The organism is Pseudomonas sp. CBS, assembly GCF_024734645.1.
Lineage (GTDB): Bacteria > Pseudomonadota > Gammaproteobacteria > Pseudomonadales > Pseudomonadaceae > Aquipseudomonas.
The window spans coordinates 921,861-947,929 of record NZ_CP102929.1 but is presented as its reverse complement, the minus strand read 5'-3'; the positions used below and the strand labels follow the sequence as shown (position 1 = coordinate 947,929).

General features: G+C 61.1%; 19 protein-coding genes. 5 read left to right on the top strand and 14 right to left on the bottom strand.

Features of this window, described 5'->3' with window-relative positions; genetic code table 11:
- Positions 1 to 129: 129 nt before the first annotated feature.
- Positions 130 to 1,329, bottom strand: coding sequence for a multidrug effflux MFS transporter (locus tag NVB75_RS04045; protein WP_258346115.1), 1,200 nt, complete (start codon positions 1,327 to 1,329; stop codon positions 130 to 132).
- Positions 1,330 to 1,527: 198 nt separating this feature from the next.
- Positions 1,528 to 1,887, bottom strand: coding sequence for a helix-turn-helix domain-containing protein (locus NVB75_RS04040; protein WP_258346114.1), 360 nt, complete (start codon positions 1,885 to 1,887; stop codon positions 1,528 to 1,530).
- A gap of 98 nt (positions 1,888 to 1,985) precedes the next feature.
- On the opposite strand from NVB75_RS04040, the gene NVB75_RS04035 reads away from it, so the two are divergent.
- Complete coding sequence (locus NVB75_RS04035) at positions 1,986 to 2,735, top strand: SDR family NAD(P)-dependent oxidoreductase (RefSeq protein WP_177025387.1); 750 nt, start codon at positions 1,986 to 1,988, stop codon at positions 2,733 to 2,735.
- Positions 2,736 to 2,979: 244 nt separating this feature from the next.
- Here the strand turns inward: NVB75_RS04035 and NVB75_RS04030 are convergent, their stop codons facing one another.
- Together NVB75_RS04030 and NVB75_RS04025 are read right to left on the bottom strand one after the other, a co-directional pair.
- Positions 2,980 to 4,080, bottom strand: coding sequence for a polyamine ABC transporter substrate-binding protein (locus tag NVB75_RS04030; protein WP_258346113.1), 1,101 nt, complete (start codon positions 4,078 to 4,080; stop codon positions 2,980 to 2,982).
- Positions 4,081 to 4,120: 40 nt separating this feature from the next.
- A complete protein-coding gene (locus NVB75_RS04025; RefSeq protein WP_258346112.1) occupies positions 4,121 to 4,936 on the bottom strand; it encodes a carbon-nitrogen hydrolase family protein in 816 nt (271 codons plus the stop codon).
- Positions 4,937 to 5,060: 124 nt separating this feature from the next.
- On the opposite strand from NVB75_RS04025, the gene NVB75_RS04020 reads away from it, so the two are divergent.
- Positions 5,061 to 5,843 (top strand): helix-turn-helix transcriptional regulator, encoded by a 783-nt coding sequence (locus NVB75_RS04020; RefSeq protein ID WP_258346110.1) that lies wholly within the window; start codon positions 5,061 to 5,063, stop codon positions 5,841 to 5,843.
- A 4-nt stretch (positions 5,844 to 5,847) separates the two neighbouring features.
- On the opposite strand, the gene NVB75_RS04015 is transcribed toward NVB75_RS04020, so the two are convergent.
- From NVB75_RS04015 to NVB75_RS03995, 5 genes are all read right to left on the bottom strand, one after another.
- Positions 5,848 to 6,951, bottom strand: coding sequence for a P1 family peptidase (locus NVB75_RS04015; RefSeq protein ID WP_258346108.1), 1,104 nt, complete (start codon positions 6,949 to 6,951; stop codon positions 5,848 to 5,850).
- Positions 6,952 to 7,148: 197 nt separating this feature from the next.
- A complete protein-coding gene (locus NVB75_RS04010) occupies positions 7,149 to 8,387 on the bottom strand; it encodes a phosphopentomutase (RefSeq protein WP_258346106.1) in 1,239 nt (412 codons plus the stop codon).
- On the bottom strand, positions 8,384 to 9,691 hold the full coding sequence (gene deoA / locus NVB75_RS04005; protein WP_258346104.1) for a thymidine phosphorylase: 1,308 nt from the start codon (positions 9,689 to 9,691) through the stop codon (positions 8,384 to 8,386). Before deoA ends, NVB75_RS04010 begins: the two co-directional genes overlap by 4 nt.
- A gap of 10 nt (positions 9,692 to 9,701) precedes the next feature.
- Positions 9,702 to 10,967, bottom strand: coding sequence for a NupC/NupG family nucleoside CNT transporter (locus tag NVB75_RS04000; RefSeq protein WP_017480294.1), 1,266 nt, complete (start codon positions 10,965 to 10,967; stop codon positions 9,702 to 9,704).
- A 54-nt stretch (positions 10,968 to 11,021) separates the two neighbouring features.
- Entirely contained in the window at positions 11,022 to 11,432 is a 411-nt protein-coding gene (locus NVB75_RS03995) for a cytidine deaminase (RefSeq protein ID WP_017480293.1), read from the bottom strand.
- 274 nt (positions 11,433 to 11,706) lie between these two features.
- On the opposite strand from NVB75_RS03995, the gene NVB75_RS03990 reads away from it, so the two are divergent.
- Together NVB75_RS03990 and NVB75_RS03985 are read left to right on the top strand one after the other, a co-directional pair.
- On the top strand, positions 11,707 to 12,909 hold the full coding sequence (locus NVB75_RS03990) for a M48 family metalloprotease (RefSeq protein ID WP_258346103.1): 1,203 nt from the start codon (positions 11,707 to 11,709) through the stop codon (positions 12,907 to 12,909).
- The gene (locus NVB75_RS03985) at positions 12,897 to 18,353 is read left to right on the top strand and encodes a WGR domain-containing protein (protein WP_258346102.1); all 5,457 of its coding nucleotides are present in this window, start codon (positions 12,897 to 12,899) and stop codon (positions 18,351 to 18,353) included. Before NVB75_RS03990 ends, NVB75_RS03985 begins: the two co-directional genes overlap by 13 nt.
- Here the strand turns inward: NVB75_RS03985 and NVB75_RS03980 are convergent.
- The 5 genes from NVB75_RS03980 to NVB75_RS03960 all read right to left on the bottom strand — a co-directional run bounded on the left by NVB75_RS03980 (position 18,336) and on the right by NVB75_RS03960 (position 24,142).
- Entirely contained in the window at positions 18,336 to 18,938 is a 603-nt protein-coding gene (locus tag NVB75_RS03980; RefSeq protein WP_258348521.1) for a dTMP kinase, read from the bottom strand. The genes NVB75_RS03985 and NVB75_RS03980 overlap by 18 nt on opposite strands.
- A 32-nt stretch (positions 18,939 to 18,970) precedes the next feature.
- Positions 18,971 to 20,917 carry a PAS domain-containing sensor histidine kinase gene (locus NVB75_RS03975; protein ID WP_258346101.1) on the bottom strand — a complete coding sequence of 649 codons (1,947 nt, stop codon included), beginning with the start codon at positions 20,915 to 20,917 and terminating at the stop codon, positions 18,971 to 18,973.
- Positions 20,918 to 21,013: 96 nt separating this feature from the next.
- Positions 21,014 to 22,345 (bottom strand): LLM class flavin-dependent oxidoreductase, encoded by a 1,332-nt coding sequence (locus tag NVB75_RS03970; RefSeq protein ID WP_258346100.1) that lies wholly within the window; start codon positions 22,343 to 22,345, stop codon positions 21,014 to 21,016.
- Positions 22,346 to 22,368: 23 nt separating this feature from the next.
- A complete protein-coding gene (locus NVB75_RS03965; RefSeq protein WP_258346099.1) occupies positions 22,369 to 23,322 on the bottom strand; it encodes an ABC transporter substrate-binding protein in 954 nt (317 codons plus the stop codon).
- 184 nt (positions 23,323 to 23,506) lie between these two features.
- A complete protein-coding gene (locus tag NVB75_RS03960) occupies positions 23,507 to 24,142 on the bottom strand; it encodes a hypothetical protein (RefSeq protein WP_258346098.1) in 636 nt (211 codons plus the stop codon).
- 293 nt (positions 24,143 to 24,435) lie between these two features.
- Here NVB75_RS03960 and NVB75_RS03955 point away from each other — a divergent pair, with 293 nt between their 5' ends.
- Positions 24,436 to 26,061, top strand: a complete 1,626-nt coding sequence (locus NVB75_RS03955) for an efflux transporter outer membrane subunit (protein WP_275713294.1) — start codon at positions 24,436 to 24,438, stop codon at positions 26,059 to 26,061.
- Positions 26,062 to 26,069 lie beyond the last annotated feature (8 nt).

Sequence of the window (26,069 nt, the reverse complement as noted above, 5' to 3'; positions counted from 1 at the left end):
AGAACCTCCGGCACCACGAAGGTGGTGGCTTGACTGTGGGGCTCATTCTACAAAGCGCCTGCCGGGGGGATGAACGCCTGCGGGCCAATAGCAGACATCAGCCAAATCGATGTGCGCAGGGGCTTATGTTCATTGCTGGGGCTGCAGGTGCGCCGGCAGGCGCCGCAGCGTCCACCACACGGTGAGCATCGCCGCCACAGCGCTGAGTGCGATGCCGATCAACATCGGCGCCGGTGTGTGGTCGGCGAACAGGCCGGCCAGGGACATGGCCACGGCCGCGGTGATCATCTGGATTGCGCCCAACAATGCCGATGCAGAACCGGCGACGGCGCCGTGATCTTCCAGGGACAACACGCCGGCCGCCGGCAATAGCAGGCCGAGGAAACCAAAGCCGATAAACAGCAGCGCCATCATCAATGGCAGGCTGTTGCCCCACAGTGTGGTAAGGGCGAGCAAGGTCATGACGGTCGCCACGCCGGCCACCGACCAACGAATCAGAGGGGCCAAACCGAAACGGGCACTCAAGCGCGCCGTCAGTTGGCTAAGGGCAAAAAACGACGCTGCGTTGAGGGCAAAGCACAGGCTGAATTGCGTCGGCGTGAGCCCGTAGTACTCGATGTACACGAACGGCGCGCTGCCGATGAACACGAAAAACGTCGCCAGGCCAAAACCGCCCACCACCGACAACCCGGTAAACACCGGATCACGCAGCAACGCGCCGTAGCTGCCGAACGCATTGCCCAGGGTCTTGCCGAGGCGGCGTTCGGCGGGGTGGGTTTCCGGCAGTTGCACGGCGGTCATGATCAGGCACAGCACTGCGGCCACACCCAGCACCAGAAACACTTCGCGCCAGCTCCACACCGCGATGATCAGGCTGCCCGCCAGTGGCGCGAGGATCGGTGAAATACTCACCACCAGCATCAACAACGCCATCAAGCGTGCGGCTTCATGGCCGGTGTACAAGTCACGGACAATTGCCCGGGGAATCACCATCCCGGCGCAGGCGCCAAAGGCCTGCAACGCCCGGAAGCCGATCAGCGCTTCGATGGAGGGGGCGAGGGCGCAACCAATGCTGCCCACGATAAAAATCACCAGGCCGGCATAGATCGGCGGTTTGCGCCCGAACACATCGCTGATCGGGCCGTAGAACAGCTGGCACACACCGATGATCATGAAGAACACCGTCAGGCTCATCTGCACCGCAGCGGGCGAGGCATGCAGGCTTGCACCCAGCGTTGGCAAAGCCGGCAGGTAGATGTCGATGGCAAACGGGCCGACGGCGGTGATCAAGCCCAGCAGCAGGGCGAGGTGGGCGATACTTCGAGACATGGTGATTCCGTACGGCGGTAAAAAAGAGCGGCCAGCTTAGTGATCACCCTCGGTGCATACAAGCCGGTGTTTACAGACTCACTACATAGTTATGAGGGGCTGGGTGTCGCCGATGACCCCTGATCAGGAGGCGAGCGCGTAACCTATTGATTTAACTCAACTAAATATCCATTTAGTCGAGTTAAGTATTTCGTGAGCTCAAGGCTGGGCGAGGGCGCCTGTTCGGCGTTCGCTGATGCGTTCAACCGCCAGCATATGCTCGGTGCCCCATTGGCAAAGAGGCCCCAAGGCCTTGGCCAGGGAACGCCCGAATGGGGTCAGGGAGTATTCGACCTTCGGCGGGATTTCCTTGAAGTCGATGCGATTGATGATTTCATCGCGCTCCAGCTCCTTCAACTGCTGGATCAGCACCTTATCCGTCACGCCGCCAACTGCACGCCGCAGTTCGCCATAACGGTGAACTTCATGGGCCAGGTGGAACAGGACCAAAGGTTTCCATTTCCCGCCAATCACCGCCAGGGCGGCGTCGAGCCCGCAATTAAAGGTGCTATTCGACATGTGTGTGCCCTCAGGCTGGGTACTTACCAAAAGGTGCATACTATTCAAAACAATAGCGCAGATCTACGCTTGAGCCTCAACATTTCTGGGAAACACTCATGAACAGGCTCAACGGAAAAATCGCAGTCGTCACCGGTGGCAACAGCGGGATTGGCTTGGCCAGCGCTATACGTTTTGCGGCCGAAGGTGCGCAGGTCGTTATCGTCGGACGTCGCCAGGAGGAACTGGACAAAGCGTTGGTCCTGATCGGGCATGACGCCGTTGCAATCCAGGGCGACATTTCAAATCTGCAGGATCTGGAGCGGGTATTCGCGCAGATCAAAACAGACAAAGGCCACATTGATGTGTTGTTTGCCAATGCCGGCCTGGGAGATCTGGAACCCATCGGATCGATCACCGAGGAATCATTTGATCGCACATTTGGCGTGAACGTGAAAGGCACGCTGTTTACCGTTCAAAACGCGTTGCCATTGATGAGCGCCGGCGGCTCGATTGTGCTGACAGGTTCGACGACCGCTTCGATGGGCACCGCAGCGTTCAGCGTGTACAGCGCCTCGAAAGGTGCACTGCGAAACTTTGCCAGAAGCTGGGCGCTGGATCTGCAAGGCACGGGTATTCGGGTCAACGTGCTTTCACCTGGGCCAACGACGACACCGGGTTTGGACCGAGCGCTTTCGGGAACCGGCCAGAAGGATGCGATTGTCGATTCGATGGTGACACGTGTGCCGTTGGGTCGTATGGGTTTGCCAGATGAAGTGGCGAATGCGGCATTGTTCCTGGCGTCGGATGAAAGCAGCTTCATGACAGGCAGCGAGATGTTTGTGGATGGTGGTTTCGCTCAGGTGTGATTCAGGGTCATCGGCCAAATCGAGATGGGTTGGGTTTGGCCGATGAGGAGCGTGGTGCGCTGGCTGAAATCTGGTTGGCACTGCCCCTGATAATGAATCATATGATTACGCATAATGTATATTATGTTAAATGATGTGTCATAGCCACAAGTACGCCGCGTACAAAACCTGGGCCAGATGCTCCCAGGTTTTTCTTCAACCGCCGTGTCCCTGCATACCCACTTCACTTCACCTTGCCGTCGCCTCAAGTACCACTTTTGACTTTACTCCAGATCCGCGTACGCACCCGCTCCATCTTCAGTGGCAACGGCTCCAAAGGAAACAGCGTATCCAGCACCGCTTTCGAAGGATAGACACCGGGATTGTCCCTGACCTTTTCATCAACCAGGCTCCGGGCATCCTTGTTGGCGTTGGCGTAACTGAGATAATTGGAGGACTGCGCAATCACTTCCGGGCGCAGCATATAGTCGATGAATGCAAGCCCTTGCTGAGGGTTCGGTGCATCGCTGAGCAGCACCAGGCTTTCGACCCAGACCGGCGCGCCTTCCTTGGGGATGCTGTACTGAATGTTCCTGCCATTGCCGGCGGCGTCAGCAGCTTTCCTGGCGTCCATTACGCCGCCGGCCCATCCCACTACGGCGCAGATATTGCCGTTGGCCAAGTCCGTAATAAACCGTGAAGAATCGAAGTAGCGAATATGCGGGCGCAGCTTCAGCAATAACGCCTGAGCTTTTAAATAGTCATCAGGATTCTGGCTGTTATAGGGCAAGCCCAGGTAATGCAAGGCGATGGGGATGATCTCGCCTGGCGCATCCAGCATGGCCACGCCGCACTCGCCCAGTTTGGAGAGGTTTTCTTCCTTGAAAATCAAATCCCAGGAGTTGACCGGTGCATCGCTGCCCAGGATCGCCCGGACTTTGTCGACGTCATAGCCAATTCCCGTGGTGCCCCACAGGTAAGGTACGGCGTAGCGATTACCCGGGTCGTTGGTTTGCACCTTCGCCAGAATATCCGGATCCAGGTGAGACAGATTGCTCAGTTGCGCGCGATCCAGTTCCTTGAGCACACCGGCCTTGATCAGGTTTGGCAGCAGGTCGCCGGTGGCCACCACCACGTCATAGCCACTGCGCCCGGCCATGAGTTTGCTCTGCATGACCTCGCTGTTATCGAACACGTCATAGGCGGCCTGGGTGCCGGTCTGCGCCTGGAAGTTCTTCAGCGTGTCCGGGGCAATAAAGTCGTACCAGTTGTAGATATTGACTTTCGGTTCTGCGGCTTGAGCGCAAAGCACCAGGCTGCTGAAGACCGCAGCCAGACTCCATTGCATGCATCGAATGACGATCATGAGAACTCCCGATTATTGTTATGAGGGGGGTAAAACGAGATCAGCGAATCAGCCATTCACGGCGCCCGTCGGCGTGTTCCACGGTTTCACCGGGGAGCGTCAGGCGGCGGTCGTTGAGGTAGTGATAATCCGCGCGGGCGGCTTGGACTTGGGTCAGGTCAAGGCTGATCACCTGCCGTGTTTCCTCGCGCCCGGCCTCGAATAGCACACGGCCGAACGGGTCGACCACAGCGCTGCCGCCAGCAAACACCAGGCCGTCATCGCCCTGCCCCACGCGATTGACCATCACGCTGAACACTTGGTTTTCCTGGGCTCGGGCCATGATCGCGGTGCGATGCACCGGGCCGTAAGGGTCCATGTTGCCGTTGGTGATAATGATCAGCTCGGCGCCCAGTTGGGCGAGTGCGCGTGCGGTTTCCGGCAGTTCGATGTCGTAGCAAATCAGAATGCCGATACGCACACCTTTGAATAGCACCGTGCCGAAGCGGTCACCGGGCGTGATGTCGCCCCGCTCCGAGGGCCACAGGTGCGTCTTGCGGTAACCCAATGAGAGTCCATCAGGCGTAATCAGTACCGACGTGTTGTAGAACACGCCCGCATCATTCTCGACCAGGCCGATGACCACCGAAACACCCCGTTCGCGTACTGCCTGTTGCACGGCTTGCAGCGTCGGGCCTTCGAGGGTTTCTGCAACCGTTGCCAGCTGAACACCGGCGACGAAGCCCATCAAATGGGTTTCAGGAAACACCAACAGATCGGTGTCCGCGTCGCAGTGGGCGATGGCTTCCAAGGCGCGCCTGAGGTTATAGGCGGTATCGCCATCGCGACCGGCTAACTGCATGAGTTCAATGTTCATGGCTGATCCTTGCGTATAGTTGAGGCAGTACTGACACCGTGTGTATGCAGGCCTGAAACGATTATGGGCTGTACCTACGTGGCAAAAAATCACTTCGATGGGGTACCCCCGAATGGGTAGTGAGATGAATCTGACGTTGCAGGATGTGGCCTGGCATGACTCGGTCGGCCGGTTGATCGAGACCCTGGACCGCCCGCACTTCTGGCGATCAATGGCGCGTTTGCTCGGCAGATACGTGCCGATGGACACCTGGGTGGTGCTGATCTTCAGCGACGGGAGGCCTCAGGTTCTCGCTGAATCCCAGGATGAAGATGGCAGCAGTGATTCGCTGTTCCAGGACTATCTCAAAGGGCTCTACCTGCTCGATCCCTTTTACCTGGCCAATCGGGAATCGCCGAAAAGTGGGCTGTTCCAACTGGATGATGTCGCCCCGGAATGTTTCGAGCAGACCGATTACTACCAACGCTACTTTCGCCTGAACGTAGTGGCTGACGAGATTCATATAAACGTGCAACTGGACCTTGAGCGGACCCTGAGCCTGTCACTGGGTAGCCACTGCCGCTTCAGCCAGGAGCAAATCGCATTATTGAGGCTGATCCAGCCGTGGGTGGCCGGTTTGATGCGCCAGCGTTGCGTGTTTGAACAGGAACTCAAGAGCACACCGGAACCGGCCCCGGACTGGCAGGAGCGTCTGCAGTCACCCACGCCGCAAATCAGCTCCGCACTGTCGGTCCGCGAAGCAGAGGTTGCCCAATTGATGCTCAGTGGCTGCTCGAACAAAGAGATCGCGCGCAAGCTGGCGATCTCGGCCGAAACCGTGAAGGTGCACCGCCGGCACCTGTACAACAAGCTGGGGATCAAGTCCCAGTCTGAGCTATTCCTGTTGTTTCTCCAGGCTCAGGACTAGGCCTTCAAGGCTGAGGTGCCCAACCGACTTTCGCCATCGCCGCCAACAACTGGTCGGGCTTGAGTGCCAGGGCTGTTCTGCCGCGACCTTGCACGTCTTCGGCGGCCAACATCGCGTTGAGGATCGCCTCCTCCACAGCATCCGCTGCGGCCACGAACAAGGCCGTCATGTAGTCGTTGTTGACCATTTTCAATGGCGTCGTCGCGGGGCCCGGATGCCCCAGATTGGCAACTGGCAGGCCGCTGTTGCCTACCGAAAACGCGATGAAGATATCCCCGCTGTCGTCTTCCGTGCCGCCGCCGACCCGTGCCAATCCGATGCTCGCTCGCTGGGCCAGGCGCGTGCACTGATGAGGCAGCAATGGTGCATCGGTAGCGATCGTGATCACGATGGAACCCATGCCGGGCACGCCAACATTCACCGGGCCATCGTAGGGCGAAGGTATGTCTTTCAATACGCTGCCCACGGGGTAACCCGCGACACGCAATGCACCGCGCGCACCATAGTTGGCCTGCACCAATGCACCGACGGTCCAGCCGCCCTCCTCGCTGCTCAGAACCCGCGATGAGGTGCCAATGCCACCTTTGAACTCATGGCAGATCATCCCGGTGCCGCCGCCGACACAACCTTCCTGCACCGGCCCGGTACGGGCATCGGCCAGGGCGGCCTGGACATGTTCGGCGCTGACGTGTTGGTCCCAGATATCGCTGAGGATGCCGTCGTAGGTTTCCAGCACCACCGGCATGCACCAGTACGTGTGTTGCTTACCCATGTCGCGCTCAGCGGCCACCAGCGCATCGCGAACCACACCGACGCTGTGAGTATTGGTGTAGGCAATCGGCGTGGTCAGCAAACCCGCTTCGCGAATCCATTCAAGGCCGGTGGCGTCACCGTTGCCGTTCAGTACGTGAACGCCGGCAAAACACGGAGCCAAATGGGCCGCAATCGGCCGCGGCTCGATGACGGTCACACCGGTGTGTATCGAGCCATCGCGGCTTTCAGCATTGAGCGTGTGATGCCCCACCCGTACACCGGGCACATCCGTGATGCCGTTGAACACCCCAGGTGTGCCTGTACCGATTGCGATGCCAAGGTCTCGTAAGCGCATGTTTTAACTCTCAATAGTCGAGTGAAGAACGTGCTACGAGTCTAGGTTGGGGACTGTCCGCTGGCGATAACCCCCAATTGTTACCCCGGGGGCGTTAGGTCGGCATCAGACCGCCCAGGCGGGTTAATAGCCGGCCCTCAAAAAAGCTTCGCGATTGTCCAGCTGTCACCACGTTGCTAAACCAACAGCATGGGCTGCTATCGATCGACAGCCTGGTCCAGCAGAAACGAGTTCCCCCACTCCAACGGCCCCAACCCCAAATGCATCGCCACCGTCTGGCCAATATCAGCAAAGCTTTCACGCTCCCCCAACCACCCCGCCGCCACGCCCGCACCATAAGCCAATACAGGCACATACTCGCGGGTGTGATCGCTGCCCGGACGAGAAGGATCGCAACCGTGGTCGGCGCTGATGACCAGCAAAGTCTGCGGGTCCATCAACGCCAATAACTCCGGCAGCCTGCGGTCGAACGCTTCCAGCGCAGCCGCATACCCGGCCAGGTCTCGGCGGTGGCCGTAGAGCATGTCGAAGTCGACGAAGTTGGCAAACACCAGGCTGTTGTCTGGCGCTTCCCTGTAAGCCTTGAGCGTGGCATCGAACAGCGCGTCATTGCCATCGGCCTTGTACAACCGGCTGATGCCGCGGTGCGCAAAAATGTCGCCGATCTTGCCCACCGCATGCACGGTGCCGCCGGCGTCGCAGAGATGATCAAGCAATGTCGCCGATGGCGGTGGCACGGTGTAGTCGCGGCGATTGCCGGTGCGGCGAAACTCACCCGCGTGTTCTCCGGTGAATGGTCGGGCAATGACCCTGCCAACGGTATATTCATCGCACAGGGTGCGCGCGATTTCACACACTCGGTACAACGCCTCAAGCCCGAAATGGCTTTCATGGGCGGCGATCTGCATCACGCTGTCGGCGGAGGTGTAGCAAATCGGCTGCTTGCTGCGGATGTGTGCCTCACCCAACTCGTCCAGCACCGTGGTACCCGAGGCATGGCAGTTGCCCAGGATGCCCGGCAACCCTGCCCGTTCAATCAGGTCGGCCAGCAACTGTGGCGGGAAGGAGTTGACCGGCTTTTCGAAATAACCCCAGTCGAACAACACCGGCACGCCCATCATTTCCCAGTGCCCGGACGGTGTGTCTTTGCCAGACGATTGCTCCCGTGCGTGGCCGAAGGCACCGCTCGGTGCGGCGTCGCCCCAGTTGCCCGGCAACGGTCCGTCGCCACTGGCCGCCGCTGCAGCACCCAATCCCAAGCGTCCCAGATTCGGCAGGGACAACGGCCCCCGGCGCAAGGGTCCATCGGCTTCTCCACGGGCGCACGCCTCGGCGATGTGGCGCAAGGTGTCGGCGCCCGAGTCGCCAAAAAGGGCGGCGTCGGCACTGGCACCGATGCCCAACGAATCCAGCACCAACACGATGGCCTTGCTCATAGTCTTTCCTGGATCAAATTGCGTTCGGCCAGACGTTCACCGCCTAATCGATAGGCTGCGCGCAAGGCGGATGCCCCCTGTTCGGCCTGCTCTGTATTGCGCGCGTGTACCCAGCCCAAGGGCCTTTGCGTGCTCACCTGTTCACCCACAAAGGCCAACTCGCTGAAGCCGACCGACAGGTCCAGCACGTCGTCTGGATGACTGCGCCCGCCGCCCAATGCCACCACCGCCAAGCCCACCGCCCGGGTGTCGATCTCGCTGACGCAGCCCGCCTCCTCGGCCCACACCGGTACCGACACGGCGGCCTTGGGTAAATGCGCATCGGGGTTGTGGGCAAAGCCCTGCGGGCCACCCAGGGCACTGACCATTTGCTCGAAGCGCTGCAAGGCTGCCCCGCTCTGCCACGCTTGAAGCAATTGATCACGGGCCTGAGCCTCATCCCTCGCCAGGCCGGCCATCGTCAGTACCTCGGTCGCCAGGGCCAAGGTCACCGCCCACAGGCGTTCACTGCGCACCTCGCCCTTGAGCAGTGCTACGGCTTCGGCAACCTCCAGGGCATTGCCGGCACTGCGGGCCAGCGGCTGGTTCATGTCGGTGATCAGGGCGCGGGTGTTGACCCCGGCACCGTTGGCCACGGCGACGATGCTCGCGGCCAGCTCGCGCGCCTGTTCGGGCTCGGCCATGAATGCACCGTTGCCGGTCTTCACATCCATGATCAATACGTCGAGGCCGGCGGCGAGTTTCTTGCCGAGGATCGATGCGGTGATCAGATCAATCGACTCGACCGACCCGGTCACATCGCGGATCACGTACAAGCGCTTGTCCGCAGGGGCAAGGTTGGCCGTCTGGCCGATGATGGCGCAACCGACTTCGGCCACCACCGTGCGCAAACGTTCAGGGCTGGGTTGGCAGTCGTAACCGGGGATGCTCTCGAGCTTGTCCAGGGTGCCGCCGGTATGCCCCAGGCCACGCCCGGAAATCATCGGCACATAACAGCCGCAGGCCGCCAGCAAGGGCGCCAGCAGCAAGCTGATCATGTCGCCGACGCCTCCGGTGGAATGCTTGTCCACGACCGGCCCCGGCAGAGCCCAACTCAATACCTGGCCGGAGTCGCGCATCGCCTCGGTCAAGGCAATACGCTCGGCCACGTCCATGCCCTTGATGAACACCGCCATGGCAAACGCCGCCACCTGCCCATCGCTGAGACTGCCGTCGGCAATCCCGGTGACAAACCGTTGAATGTCCGTCGCGTCCAGGGTGTGCCCGTCGCGTTTACGGCGAATCACTTCTTGTGGCAACCACATACTGTGCTCCTTACAGTGAGATGAAAAAGCCGACAATCGCCGCGCTCATCAGATTGGAAAGCGTGCCGCCGATCATCGCCCGCAAGCCCAGCCGCGCCAGTTCTTGGCGGCGTTGCGGGGCGATACCCGTCAGGCCGCCCAGTTGAATGGCAATCGAGGACAGATTGGCAAAGCCGCACAGGGCGAACGTGACGATCACTTGGGTGTGGACCGACAACAGCGGCACACCGGCTTCGGCGGCTTTGGCCGGCGTCAGGTAGTTGGCCAGGTCGGCATAGGCGACGAACTCGTTGAGGACCAGTTTTTCACCGATAAAACCGCCGGCCATGACCGCCTCGTGCCACGGCACCCCGAGCAGAAAAGCGATGGGCGCCAGCACGTGCCCGAGCACCAGTTGCAGGGTCAACTGCGGGTAGCCAAACCAGTTGCCGGCCCAGCCCAGTAGCCCGTTGAACAGGGCGATCAGCGCGATAAACGCCAGCAGCATGGCACCGACGGACAGTGCCAGGCGCAAGCCAACCTGGGCCCCTTCGGCGGCGGCATCGATGATATTGGTGGGGCGATTCTCTGCCTGCCCCAGTTCCTCGATCACCTGTTCGGTGCGGGCTGATTCGGTTTCCGGCTCCATCAGCTTCGCCATCAACAGCGCACCGGGCGCCGACATGAAACACGCCGCGATCAGGTACTTGAGCTCCACCCCCAGCCCGGCGTAACCCAACAGTACCGAGCCGGCCACGGCCGCGAAACCGCCGACCATCACCGCGAATAACTCCGAGCGCGTCAGCTTGGCAATAAAGGGCCGTACCACCAGCGGCACTTCCGACTGACCAATGAAAATCGCCGACGTCACCACCATCGACTCGATGCGGCTGGTGCCCAGCAACAGGCGCAGGGCACCGCCCACCAACCGAATGATCCAGCCCATCACGCCGATGTAATACAGCACCGAGATAAAGCTGCCGAAGAACACGATCATCGGCAATACCCGGATCGCGAATACAAACCCACCGCTGCCGAACACTTCAAACATGTGCGGCGAACTCAGGCCGCCAAACAGAAACTCGATGCCTTTGTTCGCGTAGAGCTGCAGCGAGGCCACCGCCCCCGATAGCGAGGCCAGCACCGTCTGGCCCCAAGGCACGTACAGTGCAAAAGCACCGATCAACACCTGGATCAAAAACGCTACCGAAACGGTGCGCCAGTTGATGGAGCGGCGCTGATGGGATAAAGCAATGGCAATGAGAATAAGGGTCGCTATTCCGACAAGACTGATCATGCAGGCGTCTCAACAATGGACCAAGCGGACGCAGGCCCCAAGGCCTGCCCAGGATTAGAAAGCGTCGAAGGCGCCCGGCAGCAATTGCGCCAGGGTCCAGGTACGCGTGGCGGCAGGGTCACTGCCCTGACAAATCACCACCGCATCCTTGGCCATCAACTCCAGCATCACCTGGCGGCAGGCACCGCAAGGGCTTATCAGTGAAACGTTGGGTGCATAAACCGCCATCGCCTTGAAACTGCCCGGCGCATGGCCCTGGCTGATGGCGCTGAACAAGGCACTGCGCTCGGCACAGTTGGTCAGCCCGTAAGAGATGTTCTCCACGTTGCAACCCTGTACCACCTCGCCGTCGGCGGTCAGCAACGCCGCGCCGACCGGGAAATGGGAGTAAGGCGAGTACGTGCTCTCGGCGGCACGCTTTGCCTGTTCCATCAAACGCTCTTCAATTGTCATGCACAGGGTCATCCCATCTTGTTGCGAGCACGGCCAGGGAGGCCGTGACGCTCTTGTGGTGTTATTTAAATAACAATAGATGTGATTACTCAATCTTTTTTTGCGCAGGTGCACAAAGGTGTCTGGCGGAACGGCCTGAACACTCCCGCCGCACGCGGGATGTGTAGTTTTCACAAGTAATTTCCCCTCTCCCCTAGGTATGCTCCGCGTTTATTGCCGACCACTGATACCGGGATGCCAGCCCAGGCGCAGCTTATGGAGCCGTATCCTCAAGGACGTTTGAACGATGAGTACCCCCGCGCTGGACATCAGCAGCCTGACGCCACTGCCTTACCACCAGCAGGTAGTCGATTACCTGAAAGCCAGTGAACCTGCGGTGTGGAGTTGGGCCTCGTCCCTCGGGGTTCAGCAGGAACATGCCCAGGACATGCGCGCGCAATTGCTGCGAGACACTTACCGCCTGAGCCCCGAGACTCATCCGCAGGCCTATCAGGCTTGCGAGACGGCGTTGCAGTGCTTGCAGATCCAGGCCCCTGCCACGCTTTACCAGGCCGGCGATGGCGCGATGAATGCGAGCCTGTATTACCTGGCTGGCGAAGTGCATGTGGTGTTCTACGGGCCGATCCTTGAACGGCTCGACGCCCAGGAGTTGCTGGCGTTGCTCGGGCATGAGCTGGCCCATTACCGTTTGTGGTCGGAGCACGACGGTGACTTTCTCACCGCCGACCGGATTCTGAATCACGCGATGGCTGACGTGTACACGCCACCCAGCCTGGAACAGACCGCGCGGTTATATAGCCTGCACACCGAAATCTACGCCGACCGCGGTGCGGCGCTGGTGGCCCGTGGGCCAGAAGCGTCCATTACCTCGCTGGTGAAGATTCACACCGGGATTGTCAGTGTCGATGCGGCCAGCTATTTGCAGCAGGCCCGTGAACTGGATGGCAAGGATGCGCAGCTGTCCCAGGGCGTATCGCACCCGGAGGCGTTCCTGCGTTCCCAGGCTGTAGACAGCTGGTGGCAGCAGCTTCCAGAGACGGACGCCTGGCTGCACCGCCGGTTGCGTGGGCCGTTGTCGCTCAGTCGCCTGGATGTGACCGACCAGGTGGAGCTGACCGCCCTCACCCGCGGCTTTATCGCCAGCTTTATCAGTGCGTCGGTGTTGCAGTCGGACGCTGTGCTCAATCAGGTGCGGGGGTTCTTTCCCGACTGGAAGGACACTGAAACGCCCCTGGACCTTGGCACGTTGAATGCCGAACGTATCGACGCGAGCATCCACGAATACCTGCACTTCATCATGCTCGACCTGAGCCTGGTGGACCGCGACCTGCGCGACGACGCTTTAATGCATGCCGCGCGCACCGCGAAGAAGCTCGGCAGCGCCGACGACTTTATCAACGTGCTCAAGCGCGATATCAAATTACCCAAACGTGAGCTCGACCCGATCGTTCGCGCGCTCAAAGCGGAGGTCGACACATGGACCCAATAACCCAACCCGTCACCTTCACTCAATTGCTGCAAAGCCACGATGGCGCTGCTGTGCCCATCGACGATGTGGTGTTCCTCGCGTTGCCGCTGCTGCGCCAGGTGGCGCAATTGCATGAACAGGGGCGTGTTGCCCAGCTCAGTTACCTCAACGTGATGCTGGGGCCGGAGCGCACCCTGCAACTGCGCAACCTCGAGGGCGTGCCGCCGCGCCTGGCGCTGGAGGCGATCAAGCAGGTGCAGCCCAATCCGGAGTCGGCGCTGAATATCGTCGGCACCGTGCGCCTGACCCGGGATTCGGAAAGTGGCGTGGCCATTACCGACCTGCACGTGCAGGAAGACCCGCACCAGGCCATCGACCGCCCGGTGTTCCTCACGGACTTGCACAGCTGGGAGCATCGTCTGGGGCATCACGACGAAATCACCGATATTTTCCAGCTCGGGCAGTTGCTGGCGTGCCTGGCCTGCGGGCTGGATTTTGCCGATATCAATGATGTAAAGACGTTTGCCCGGCACCGGCGCAACCTGTTCCAGCTCAACAGCCGGCTCAACCCGGTGCTGGCCAACCTGATTGTCGAGATGACCGAACTCAACCGGCATGAGCGCGCCACCGATGTCGGTTCCCTGGCCCGGCGCCTGGAGTCCTGGCGCGAGCAGCCGGCCAGCCTGGATGTGGAGCGTGTGCTGGCTCAGGCCGAAGGCCCGGCGTCGCGGCGCACGGTGGTGCTGGAGCACCTGCGCAACCGGCTGTTTGACCTGTCGCGGCGCAATCGCCTGCTGCACTTCCGGCCGACCCAGGCCAACGTCAACCTGACCGTGGCCAGCGTGCCGCTGGTGATGCGGATCGAAAGCATCCGACCTGAATCGCTGTGCACCTGGCAGCCTACCTTCGGTGGTTTCTCCGAGCAGGTGTTGAGCGGCAAGCCGGTTGGCCTGCAGCAATGGCTGCGGTTTGAAGACCAGACCTGGCTGCAGGCGTCCCTGGAACGCATCATTCAGGAAACCCGCCGCGACCGTGCCGAGTTCGGCTTCAGCAACCTGCGTCTGGTAGTCGCGTTCATGCGCTGGCACAACCTCAAGGACACGCCGGAAGAACGCATCGTCACCCCGCTGCTGTGGCTGCCCGTGGAGCTGAGCCGGAAAAAAGGTGTGCGCGACCAGTTCATGTTGCAGTGCGATGAGACCGAGGCCGAATTCAACCCGGTACTGCGTCATCAGTTGCGCCAGCTCTACGATATCCAGTTGCCGGAAACCGTCGACCTGCAAAAAACCTCGCTTGAAGAAATTCACGCGGATATTGCGCGCCAGATCAAACTCACCGAGCCCGGCGTGGAGTTGCGCCTGCAAAGCAAGCCGCAAATCGAACTGATCCACCAGAAGGCAGTGCAGCACCTGCAGCACTTCCAGCGGCGCCGCGCCCGTCAGCGCTCGGCCATGCCGCTGGTAAAGCCGGATTTCAGCTACGACCGCGAAGACTACCGCCCGTTGGGCCTGCAACTGTTCCAGCAAAAAGTCCTGCCCAGCGTATTGCCGCTGCGCATGGCGGTAGGTGGCAAACCTTCGCTGCGCGACCATCATCCACAAATGGTCGCCCGCAGCACTGAAAACAGCACCTACGCTTTGCCCGAGAATCAGGGGCATCGCTACGCCTGGGACATCGACCTGACCCAGGTCACCCTGGCCAACTTCAACTATCGCAAAATGTCGCTGGTGCGCGATTACGCGCAGTTGATCGACGAGCCGGCGCAGAACGAAGCGTTTGACCGGATGTTCTCCATTGAGCCGCGGGAGGTGGAAGTCCAGGCCCCGGACCCGATCCCGCTGCCGGAACAATGGAACGTGGTGGCCGGCGATGCGACGCAGAATGCCGCCGTCAGCCTGGCCCGCACCGGGCGCAATTTCATCATTCAGGGCCCGCCGGGTACCGGCAAGTCCCAGACCATCACCAACCTGATCGCCGACTATGCCGGGCGCGGCCTGCGGGTGCTGTTCGTGTGCGAAAAGCGCGCGGCACTGGATGTGGTGTTCCATCGCCTGCAACAGAGTGAACTGGGTGAGTTGTGCTGCCTGATTCACGATTCCCAGACCGACAAAAAGGCCTTCGTGGGCAACCTGCGCGAATGCTATGAGCGCTGGATAGCCGGCGATGCCCAGTCGTCGCAGTTGCAAGCCCGACGCAGCGCCACACTGGCCACCCTGGGCCAGCAGCTGGGTCTGATCGAGCGCTTTGAACAGGCCATGACCGAGGTGCCGGAAACGCTGGCCTGCTCCGTGCGCGAGCTGGTGCGGCATCTGATCGACCTGCCGGCCGTGGCTACCAAGCTGCCGCCCGAAGTTCTGGAACGCTTGCCCGAATGGCGTCACTGGCAGGCGCAAAGCGAACTGACTGGCCGCCTGTATCAGGCGATCAATGAGCGCTTCGGCCTCGACAGTTTTGCGCGTCACCCTTTCAGCCATCTGGCCTCAAGCCTCATTACCCACGAACATGCCTATGGCCAGCTCAAGGCGTTCCTGGATGAAGCCGGTGGGCTGATGGACAGCGTCGAGCCGTTTCTGGAGTCATCCTCCAGCCTGCTGTCCAGTGACACCCGCCTGGCGGATGCGCGGGTGCTGACCCAGGCAGCCGAACAACTGACCGGCGCCAACCTGGCATCGCACCTCGACCTGTTGGAACCGGGCTCACCCGGTTCCCAGGCGTTGCAGGCCGAACAAGCCGCTTTGCAAACGCTGACCGTGCAACAACGCAACGCCGCTGAAACCACCCGCCATTGGCGCGACAAACTCGCGCCCCAGGACACCCAGGCCGCCCTGGATCTGGTGCAGCGCCTTGAAGGCTCGTTGCTGCGTTGGCTGCAACCGGCCTGGTGGCGGCTGCGCGGCGAGTTGCAACGGCGCTACGACTTCAGCCAGCACGCGGTGCGCCCCAGCTACCGCAGCGTGCTCGATAACCTGGCCAGCGAACACCGCGCCACCGCCGAGTTGCAGGCCGAGCAACAGCGCCTGCAAAGTCACTACGGCATCCAGGACATCGACCAGTTCGTGCAAAACCTGCAAGCCCTGCTCCAGCAACTGAGCACATCACCGCTATTGCGCCAGTGGGTCGAAGGCCTGCGCGGTAACCCGAACGCCCTGCCGGGTGTGCGCCAGGAAGCCAGCCTGCGCCAGCCGGTTGCACGCCTGGCCGAGCTGGTTGCGCAGCACTGCGTGTTCGAACCGGCGCCGAGCCTGGGCGAGTTGGCCGAATATCTGCGCGACCTGCGTGAAGAACTCGAGGAACTGCCCGACACCCTGCCCCTGCTCAATGAGCTGCACCAGGCCGACCCCGTCTGCCTGTTGGCCGTGCAACAGCACGCCTTGGTGCAAAAGGCGCTGGATGGGTTGATTGCCCAGGAAAACCTGACCCGCCTGTATCGTGCCAACCCGCAACTGGCACGCTTCGATGGCCCGGCCTTGAGCCTGGCCGCGCGGCAGGTCAGCCAGGCTGAAAGCAGCCTGCTCAAACACAACGCCCATGTGCTCAGCGCCACGCTGCACCAGCGTTTCCTGGAACACGTGAAGCAATCGGCGATGTCGGTGACTCAGCTGGACGCCCAGGCCCGTGAGTTCAAGAAAGCCTATGCCAAGGGCCGCCGTGAACTGGAACACGAGCTGGGCAAGACCATGCGTTATCGCTCCATCCGTGAAATGGCGAGTGGTGACAGTGGCCGCGTGATCAACGACCTCAAGCCTATCTGGCTGATGAGCCCGCTGTCGGTGTCCGACACGCTGCCGCTGACCCCGGACCTGTTCGACGTGGTGATTTTCGACGAAGCCAGTCAGATCCCCAGCGAAGAAGCCGTGCCGGCCTTGAGTCGTGCGCAACAGGTGATCGTGGTGGGTGACGAGATGCAATTGCCACCCACCAACTTCTTCTCCAGCGCCGGCGAACAGGACGATAACGAACTGATTGCCATGGAGGACGGCGAGCAGATCGCAATCAACCTCGACGCCGACAGCCTGCTGAGCCAGGCCGCGCGTAATTTGCCGGCAACCCTGCTGGCCTGGCACTACCGCAGCCGCCATGAAGCGTTGATCAGCTTCTCCAACGCGGCGTTCTACGAAGGCCGGTTGATCACCATTCCCGACCGGCGTATCGAGCGCCCGGCCCCAGCCCATGCGGCGCTGGACTCCATGGATGCCCAAGCTGTGATTCAGGGCGCCGATACGCTGCTCGACAGCCCGATCAGCTTTCTGAAGATGAGCGATGGCGTCTACCTGAGCCGCAGCAACCTGGCCGAAGCACGCTACATCGCCAACCTGGTGCGTGAGTTGCTGCAACGCGAGACCGGCCTGAGCCTGGGCATTGTGGCCTTCTCCGAAGCCCAGCAAGGCGCCATCGAGCAGGCCCTGGAGGACTTGGCCGCCAGTGACTCAGCCTTTGCCACGCGCCTTGAGCAAGAGTATGTGCGTGAAGACGCCGGGCAGTTCAACGGGCTGTTCGTCAAGAACCTGGAGAACGTCCAGGGGGATGAACGCGACGTGATCATCCTGAGCATCTGCTACGCACCAGGACCGAACGGCAAGATGCTGATGAACTTCGGCCCGATCAACCAGCGCGGCGGGGAAAAACGCCTGAACGTGATCTTCAGCCGCGCACGCAAGCGCATGGCGATTGTCTCCAGCATTGAAGCGGACGCCATCACCAACACCCACAACGACGGTGCCGCGGCACTGCGCGGGTTCCTGCAGTTCGCCCAGGCCAGCGCCAACGGCGACGCGCCGCGATCCCAGGGCATCCTTGCCAACCTCAATCCAGGCGCGAAGCAATCCTTTGCCGTCAGCCTGCCCAAGGACAGCCTGCGCAGCGCCCTCGCCGCCGCGTTGCGTCAACGCGGGCATACGGTGCAGGAATACGTCGGGCGTTCGCAGTTCCGCTGCGACCTGGCGATCAGTGACGCCAGCGGTGAACACTTCAGCCTGGGCGTGCTGCTGGACGGCGATACGGCGGCCGCGACTGACGTGCGTGAGCGTTATATCTTCCGCCCGACCGTGCTGCGCAGCTTCGGCTGGAAGATTATCGATGTGCTCAGCCATGACTGGCTGCGGGCCCCGGAAGAGGTGCTGAATCAGATTGAAGCGCTGCTACGGGGTGAAGAGGCGCCCGCGCTGCCAGAGCCTGAACAGCCAGTGGAACCGGAAACCGTTGAGGTCGAGGCTCCGTCTACCCCGCAAGCACAGACCCCGATGCGTGAGTTCACCTTTGGTGAAGGCAACTCCAACAAGTTCTGGCGTATCGGCGTCACGGAGGCGGACGTGGTGGTGAACTTCGGTCGCATCGGCACCAAGGGCCAGACCTTGATCAAGTCCCTCGACAGCCCCGAGCGCGCAGTGCGCGAAGCGGAAAAGCTGATCGCGGAGAAACTGCGCAAAGGCTATCAAGAGCAGGCGGGGTCAGTCACGCCGGGATGATTCAAGGACGTTATAAATCTCGGAAATGACCTGCTGTGTCGCGCCGTCAATGGTTCCTTCATTACGGCACAACACCCAGCCGTGATCCGCAACCGCTCGCTCGAAGGCCTGGGTACAGGCGATGTGTTCTTCCAGCCTGTGGATCACGGTGCTGCTCAGCCCGCGCCGGCGTGCAGCGGCCCTTGCCCATGAAATATCAGGGTCGGTGACCACCCCGACATGCAGGTCCGGCACTTGCACGTTTCGATCAACGTTCAATTGCAGGATGTCTGCCAGCGGGACGCCACGGCGAAACGCGGCATCCGACGGGTACCAGCGGTCAATCAAGACAATGCTGCCAGCAGGCTGTTGAGTCAGCACGTGCCGGGAAATCCAGGCACGGCTATCGGCGAAGCGCTTACACACCTCCCACTCCAACTCCCGGCTGGGCGTTCTGGCGAGTTGGTTAACCAGGGCCATTGTTTCACTTCGGCAGGGATCGCTTTTTCTCTCGCACAGCCGGATCACCTTTTTGTTGTCCGCCCTCAGTGCTTTGGTAACGGCTTCCAGCAGCGTGGTTTTGCCGGTGCCCTTGGGCCCGTCCATGGAAACAAAGAGTGGACGGTCAGCCGCTTGGCTCAACACGGTTTTTCGATCCGAGTGCGCAGGGTTTCGGCGATCACTTTCGCCAATGCCGATTGATCAAACGGCTTGGGCAAGCGCGTCAATGTGGTTTTGAGGTCCAGGGATATCTCTGCAAATCCAGACGAAAGAATGATGGGAAGCTCGGGGTACAGCGCCTCGATGTTGCCGGCCAACTCAATGCCCGTCATATCCGGCATTGCCATGTCCGTAATGACCAAATCAAAGCGCGTGCCTTGCGCCAGGAACGCCAACGCAGCGTGCCCGTCTGCCGCCGCCACAACATGATGGCCCAGGTCTTCAAGCATGGCTCCCGTGCTGATCAGCACCAGCGGGTCGTCGTCTACCAGCAGAATCTCGAGGTTCTGCTGATGGGGGGCATCGGCTGGGTTTGCAGTGGATGCCATCGCCGCAGACTGCGTGGTATCCATCACCGCCACCGGTAACCAAAGCTCTGCGGTTGTGCCCTCTCCTTCCTTGCTCTTCAGCACAAAGTGGCCGTGTGACTGGGCTGCCAGGCCATGGACCATCGAAAGGCCGAGCCCTGTGCCTTTTCCAGCGCCCTTGGTGGTGAAGAACGGCTCCATGGCCCGCTGCAAGGTCGCGTCATTCATTCCGGGGCCGGTGTCGATGACAGCGATGCAAATCAGCCTTTCCGAGTCATCCGGCCTGCCGGGAAACGAATCCTCCCTTGCCGAAATCAGAATCCTGCCCCGGCCTTCCATGGCGTCCCGGGCGTTGATCACCAGGTTCATGACGGCCATTTCCAGTTGGCTCATGTCGACCAATACCGGCCGCAGGATCAGTGGGAACTGAGTATCGACGCTGATGCCTGCGCCTAACATGCGCGACAGCAGGTCTGACATGTTTCTGATCAGGTCACCCACATCCACTGGTTGCGGATCAAGCTCCTGGCGACGGGCAAAGGCCAGCATCCGCTGAGTCAGCGTCGCACCGCGCTGGGCGCCGGCGATGGCATTATTCAGTAATGAGTAGGTTCTGGAGTCCTGTGGGACACGCTTCTTGGCGAGTTCGAGGCTTCCCAGAATCACCATGAGGAGGTTGTTGAAGTCATGGGCGATACCGCCGGTGAGCTGCCCCAGAGACTCCATTTTCTGGGCCTGGAATAACGCCTCCCGGGTTTCCTTGATCTCCTGTTGAGCCTGAACGCTCTCGGTAACGTCCCGGGTGATTTTCGCGAAACCCACGAGCTCGCCCTGCTCATTCTTTATCGGGTCGATAACGACATGGGCCAGGAACCCCGTGCCGTCTTTGCGCAGGCGCCAACCCTGCCCTTCATACCGACCTTCACGGATAACCGTTTCAAGGGCGCGCTGCGGGACCTTGTTGTCTGCATCCTCACGCTGGAAAAACAGCGAGTAATGCTTGCCGATGACTTCTGCCGGCTCATATCCCTTGATGCGCTGGGCACCGGCGTTCCAGGTGGTGATCACGCCGTTGGGATCGAGCATATAGAGCGCGTAGTCGGTGACGCCTTGTACCAGCAGGCTGAATTGCTGCTCGCTCTGACGCAGGGCCTCCTCCGCAGCCTTGCGCTCGGTCAGGTCCCGTGTGACTTTGGCGAAGCCAATCAGCGTGCCATCGTCGGCGCGTATCGGGTCGATAATCACCAGCGCCCAGAGGCGCGTGCCGTCTGTCCTGATGCGCCAGCCTTCGCCCTCGAAGCGGCCTGACTGTTCGGCGCTTTTGAGCGCTCGGCCGGGCAAGTCCGAGGCCAGATCTTCCGGGGTGTAAAACAGCGAAAAATGCCTGCCCAGTACTTCACTCTGTTCGTACTGCTTGATCTTTTTCGCCCCCGAGTTCCAGCTACGAATCAACCCGTTCGTATCCAGCATGTAAATGGCGTAGTCGACCACTGCGTCGACGAGCAGTCGATAGCGGTCGTCCTGATTGAACGACCCTTGTGCGGGTTGGGATGGCATCAGGAAAGTCTCGGGACAAATGAGTGGCTTGAACCCTCAGTATGTCTAAAACAATCCGCTGCCAACCAGTTTATTCATCTGAACGCCCTTTTTGAGTCAAACACCGCCGTTGCGAGCAAAGCGCGGAATCTGCAACCCCAGGCTTTCCCGCAACGTCGTACCTTCATACGCCGTGCGATACACGCCACGCGCCTGCAACAACGGAATGACCTCCTGGGTGAATCGGTTGAACTGCTGCGGATGGCCGATGTAGATGTTGAAACCATCCACCGCGCGGGCTTCAAACCAGTCAGCCATTTTCCCCGCGACGGTCTCCGCCGACCCGACAAACGCCCCCGGGCGCAACTGGCGCCCAAACTCCACCGCCTGGCGCAACGTAAAGCCTTTGTCCCGTGCCTGGTCAGCAATGCGCTTGGCCGCCGTGAAGAAGCTGCTGCGTGCAGCCTCCAGGCTTTCCTGCGGAAACGGAGCGTCAAGGTCGTACTGGCTGAAATCATGCCAGCCGAAATTGCGCCCGAACTCCTTCAACGCCAGCTCAAAACTGTGGTCGGCCTGGTGGTAGTGCTGCTCGATTTCACGGGCATGCTCATCAGTGTCGCCCACATAAATCTCGGCGCCGGGCATCACCAGCAATTGCTCCGGATCACGGCCATGTTGCAGCGCCCTGCCCTTGATATCCCGGTAGAACGCCTGGCCCTGCTCGATGCTGGCCGCGTGGGTGAAGATCACATCGGCGGTGGCGGCGCCCAGGTCACGGCCTTGTTCCGAATCGCCGGCCTGGAAGATCACCGGTTGGCCTTGGGGTGAGCGCTGGATATTCAGCGGCCCGACCACCGAAAAGTGCTCGCCCTTGTGATTCAGGCTGTGGAGTTTGCTCGGGTCGAGAAATTGGCCGGTGGCCCGGTCACGCACGAAGGCCTCTTCCTCATAGGAGTTCCACAGTCCCTGCACCACCTGGACGTGTTCGGCCGCGCGGCCATAGCGGGTGTCGTAGTCATAATGCTCGTCGCGGCTGTAGTTGCCGGCGGTACCGGCGTCGCCACTGGTGACCACGTTCCAGCCGGCGCGGCCTTTGCTGATCAGGTCGAGTGAGGCCAGGCGCCGCGCGACGTTATAGGGCGAGTTGTAAGAGGTGGTCAGCGTGCCGACCAGGCCCAGGTGCCGGGTGCTTACGGCCAGTGCTGATAACAGTGTCAGCGGCTCCAGCCGATTCAGGTAGTGGGATGGCGAGCCCGGGGTGATGAACTGGCTGTCGACGATAAACATCAGGTCGAACAAGGCCGCCTCGGCCTGACGCGCGATGTCGATGTACCAGTCGACGTTGACGCTGGCATCGGCGGGCAGTTGAGGATCGAGCCATAGATTGTGGCGGCCGGGCCCGCCGCAGCCCATGGTCAGGGCGCCAAGTTTCAGCTGTCTTTTAGTCATGTCTGAGGCGTTCCTTGGAGCATTCAGGGCTGGGTTCTGGCTACGGCTGGCTGCAACGACGCCGCGAAGGAATCGTCGAACAGCCTGGCTGCCGGGTACGACTTGACCAGGCCTTGGCTTGCGAAAAAGTCCACGGTCTTTTGCGCCTCTACAGGTGATTGGGCCGTCAGTGGTTCGACCGTCGTGCGCGCCCGGGCAAACCAGGCACGGGCGATATCTGCATCAGCCCGGGTGCGTTTGGCCCAGGCGTCGGCATAAGCGTCGGTATTGGCCGGGCTTTGGCGCGTCCAGTCACGGGCTTTTTTCAGGCGTTGGAGAAAATCGCTGATTTGCGCACGTTTGCCGTCGACGGCCCGGGTGCTGGCGGCGATGAAGCTCTGGGCCGGGATCAGCCCTTCAGCGGTGGCCAGCACGCGCGCACCTTGGCGTTCCTGTTGGGTGACGTAGGGTTCCCACGTGGCGATGACGTCAACTGAACCGCCTTCCAGTGCATGGGAGGCATCGAGCGCGCTGAGGTAGCGCAACTCCAGGGAGTCTTTTGGCACGCCGGCTTTATCCAGCGCGGTCAGCAGCAGTTGCTGGCTCCAGGAGCCTTTCCAGATGGCGGCGCGCTTGCCTTTCAGGTCGGCAAGGCTGTGGATCGAAGAATCCTTTTTCACCAGGATGGCCACGCCCTCGAGGTTTTGCTGACTGACTGCAATCACCTTGATCGGCGCACCCAGCGCGCCGAGGAACAGCACGGGCGCATCACCGAGCAAGCCGATATCCAGGCTGTTGGTGTTGAGGGCTTCGGCCACCGGTGAGCCGGCGGTGAATTGCTTCCATTCGAGGGTATAGGGCAGATCATCCAGCACCCCTGCAGCTTCCATCACCGCCTGGGCGTTATAGCTTTGGTCACCCACCACCAGGGTTTGCGCGTTCGCGGTCAGGCATAGCAGAGCGGCCATCCCGGCCGCCAGTTTTGTCAGGTAACGCACGTTCGTCTCCAGATGCCTTCTCAAGCATTTAAAGTCGATCCGCGCGTGCGGTCTCGGCAGTGTTTATAGGTAATCCAGCTTGCCTATACGATGCCGCCCTGGATGCAGCGTGTAAAATACTGATTGCGCATAACCTAATTCGATAAAAATGCAAAGAATGCATTTATCGGCGGCAGGCAGGAAATCAGTCAGGCCGCCAGTGTTCGCCTTTTACGTTGCCGATTCCCTTGTAGCCACCGTACCCGTCAGGTACCCAGCCGCCACCGGCATTGTCGCCAGTGCCGATAAAACCGCCCTTGCCATCGGATTCAAGCCCACGGCCACGGTTTTTCCCCGTGCCGATGTACCCGCCACGGCCATCGGATTCGTAGCCACGCTTGCGGTTTTCCCCCGTCCCCTCATAGCCACCCTTGCCATCGGACCTCCAGCTGCCACCCAGTGCGGTGTCTTCACCACGGAAGTAGCCCTTGCCGTCAGACTTGTAGTCTTCGCCATAGGCAGCGCCGTGTCCCGTGTAGCCACCCGAGCCATCCGGGCTGAACCGTTTGCCCAGGTTGTTGCCAGTGCCGGTGAGGCCACCGTCGTCAGCCGGGACAAAGCCCCTGCCAATATTGGTGCCGGTGCCCTTCAGTGACCCGTCTTTTTGCAGTTCGTAATTACCGCCCAGATTTCCCCCGGTGCCCCTTAACCCGCCGTGGCCATCGGCTTCGTAACCGTTACCGGCGTTGGTACCGGTGCCGATGAAACCCTCAGCCGCTTGGGTCGAGGCGCCTACACCCAACAAAATAAGGGTCAGCAGAATGCGAGAAGCTTTATTCATGGTGTATCGACGTCCCTTTCGAGGTTAAAACGCGTTTTATCAAGCGGGCACTTTAACTGCACACCGGTCATTCGGGGTATGCCTGCGTTCTTGATGCCACCGGCGCGAGATAGTCCCGAACCTCACACAACCCCACCCGATAAAGATTCCCTCTATTGGCGGTTACCGCGATCTTGAATTAACGTTCAACCCACCTGACCACCCAGCCAACCCGCGCCCTTCATGGGTCGGCCTGATGCACCGCCAGTCATTGCTCAACCAAACAGTTAACCAACTGATTAATCAGAGTAAATATGAAAGAGCAGCCTCGGCAGCTTGCATCGGCACCGCAACCAGGGGCGCACCTCCACGCCCTTTTTCGACAAACACACCTTCTGGCTCCGCTGAGTCTGCTGTGCATCGCCCTCGCCGGCTGCACCGTCGGGCCGGATTTTGCGCGGCCCGATATGCCGGCGAACGCCGATTACTCGCGGGAAAAGCTCACCTCCACGGCCAAGGCCGACATCGACACCGGTGGCGCGGCGCAGCGGCTGATTGCGGGGATGGATATTCCCGGGCAATGGTGGACGCTGTTCCGCTCACCGGCCCTGAATGCCCTGGTGGAAGAAGCCTTGCGTGCCAACCCGGATGTCACCGCCGCTCAGGCCGCGTTGCGCCAGGCCAATGAGCTGGTCTATGCCGACCAGGCGTCGCTGTTCCCTTCCGTCAGCGGCAATGTGCAAAAAGCCCGCGAAAAAGTCTCGGGCGTCACTTCGGGCCTCCCGGAATCGCCGATTCTCACGGTGAGTTCAGCGTCGCTGAGTGTGTCCTATGCCCCGGACGTGTTCGGCGGCACCCGTCGGCAAATCGAATCCACCTCGGCCCAGGCCGAGTACGAACGCTTCCAGCTGGAAGCGACGTACCTCACCTTGACCTCCAACGTGGTCAATACGGCGGTTAGCCTGGCCTCTGTACGCGATCAAGTCGCCGCCACCGAGGAGATCATCCGGATCCAGAGCGGCCAGCTCGATCTCCTGCAGGCGCAGCGACGGCTGGGGGCCATCGGCGACACCGACGTGCTCACGCAGCAGACCGCACTGGCGCAAACCCGTGCCAGCTTGCCGCCGCTGCAAAAGCAGTTGGCGCAAACCCGCAACCAGTTGATGGCCTACCTCGGGCGGTTTCCCAATCAGGACCGGGACGAGCGCTTCAACCTGGCCTCCTTGCACCTACCGGAAGAACTGCCCCTCAGCCTGCCTTCGGCGATCGTCGGCCAGCGGCCGGATGTGCGTTCTTCCCAGGCGCAACTGCATCAGGCCAGTGCCAACATTGGCGTGGCCGTGGCCAATCAGTTGCCCCAGTTCAGCATTACCGGCTCCGTGGGTTCGACGGTGGCCAGCGGGACCAAGCTGTTTTCGGCGGGCAGTGGCGTCTGGAGCCTGGCCGGGTCGATCACTCAGCCGATCTTTGATGCCGGCGCACTGGAGCATCGCAAACGCGCCGCCGTGGCGGCCTATGACGAGTCGGCAGCCCGCTACCGTGGCACGGTGATCGGCGCATTCCAGGACGTGGCCAACGCGCTGCGGGCGCTGGAAGCCGACGCCGATGCGCTCAACCAGCAGGTGGTGGCCGAGCGCTCGGCCCAAGCCAACCTGGACCTGGTGCAGGCGCAGTTCAAGCTCGGCGCCGTGGCCTACATCAACCTGCTCACGGCCCAGCAAACCTACCAGAACACCGTACTGGCCCGCGTCAAGGCGCAGGCCTCCCGTTACAGCGATACCACTGCGCTCTTCCAGGCATTGGGTGGCGGCTGGTGGAACCGAACCGATGTGGACCCTGCGACCAAGGGCCGGCCTGATCGCTTCGGCCTGCCGTCGTGGAACGAGATCATGCCGGCCAAGAACAAGGCAGCGCCCGCCGATTCGGCACGGTTCAACTGAACTGAACT

Coding starts and splice junctions, on each gene's coding strand:
- NVB75_RS04045 (WP_258346115.1), bottom strand. CDS start 1,329: ATGTCTCGAAGTATCGCCCACCTCGCCCTGCTGCTGGGCTTGATCACC.
- NVB75_RS04040 (WP_258346114.1), bottom strand. CDS start 1,887: ATGTCGAATAGCACCTTTAATTGCGGGCTCGACGCCGCCCTGGCGGTG.
- NVB75_RS04035 (WP_177025387.1), top strand. CDS start 1,986: ATGAACAGGCTCAACGGAAAAATCGCAGTCGTCACCGGTGGCAACAGC.
- NVB75_RS04030 (WP_258346113.1), bottom strand. CDS start 4,080: ATGATCGTCATTCGATGCATGCAATGGAGTCTGGCTGCGGTCTTCAGC.
- NVB75_RS04025 (WP_258346112.1), bottom strand. CDS start 4,936: ATGAACATTGAACTCATGCAGTTAGCCGGTCGCGATGGCGATACCGCC.
- NVB75_RS04020 (WP_258346110.1), top strand. CDS start 5,061: ATGAATCTGACGTTGCAGGATGTGGCCTGGCATGACTCGGTCGGCCGG.
- NVB75_RS04015 (WP_258346108.1), bottom strand. CDS start 6,951: ATGCGCTTACGAGACCTTGGCATCGCAATCGGTACAGGCACACCTGGG.
- NVB75_RS04010 (WP_258346106.1), bottom strand. CDS start 8,387: ATGAGCAAGGCCATCGTGTTGGTGCTGGATTCGTTGGGCATCGGTGCC.
- deoA (WP_258346104.1), bottom strand. CDS start 9,691: ATGTGGTTGCCACAAGAAGTGATTCGCCGTAAACGCGACGGGCACACC.
- NVB75_RS04000 (WP_017480294.1), bottom strand. CDS start 10,967: ATGATCAGTCTTGTCGGAATAGCGACCCTTATTCTCATTGCCATTGCT.
- NVB75_RS03995 (WP_017480293.1), bottom strand. CDS start 11,432: ATGACCCTGTGCATGACAATTGAAGAGCGTTTGATGGAACAGGCAAAG.
- NVB75_RS03990 (WP_258346103.1), top strand. CDS start 11,707: ATGAGTACCCCCGCGCTGGACATCAGCAGCCTGACGCCACTGCCTTAC.
- NVB75_RS03985 (WP_258346102.1), top strand. CDS start 12,897: ATGGACCCAATAACCCAACCCGTCACCTTCACTCAATTGCTGCAAAGC.
- NVB75_RS03980 (WP_258348521.1), bottom strand. CDS start 18,938: ATGGACGGGCCCAAGGGCACCGGCAAAACCACGCTGCTGGAAGCCGTT.
- NVB75_RS03975 (WP_258346101.1), bottom strand. CDS start 20,917: ATGCCATCCCAACCCGCACAAGGGTCGTTCAATCAGGACGACCGCTAT.
- NVB75_RS03970 (WP_258346100.1), bottom strand. CDS start 22,345: ATGACTAAAAGACAGCTGAAACTTGGCGCCCTGACCATGGGCTGCGGC.
- NVB75_RS03960 (WP_258346098.1), bottom strand. CDS start 24,142: ATGAATAAAGCTTCTCGCATTCTGCTGACCCTTATTTTGTTGGGTGTA.
- NVB75_RS03955 (WP_275713294.1), top strand. CDS start 24,436: ATGAAAGAGCAGCCTCGGCAGCTTGCATCGGCACCGCAACCAGGGGCG.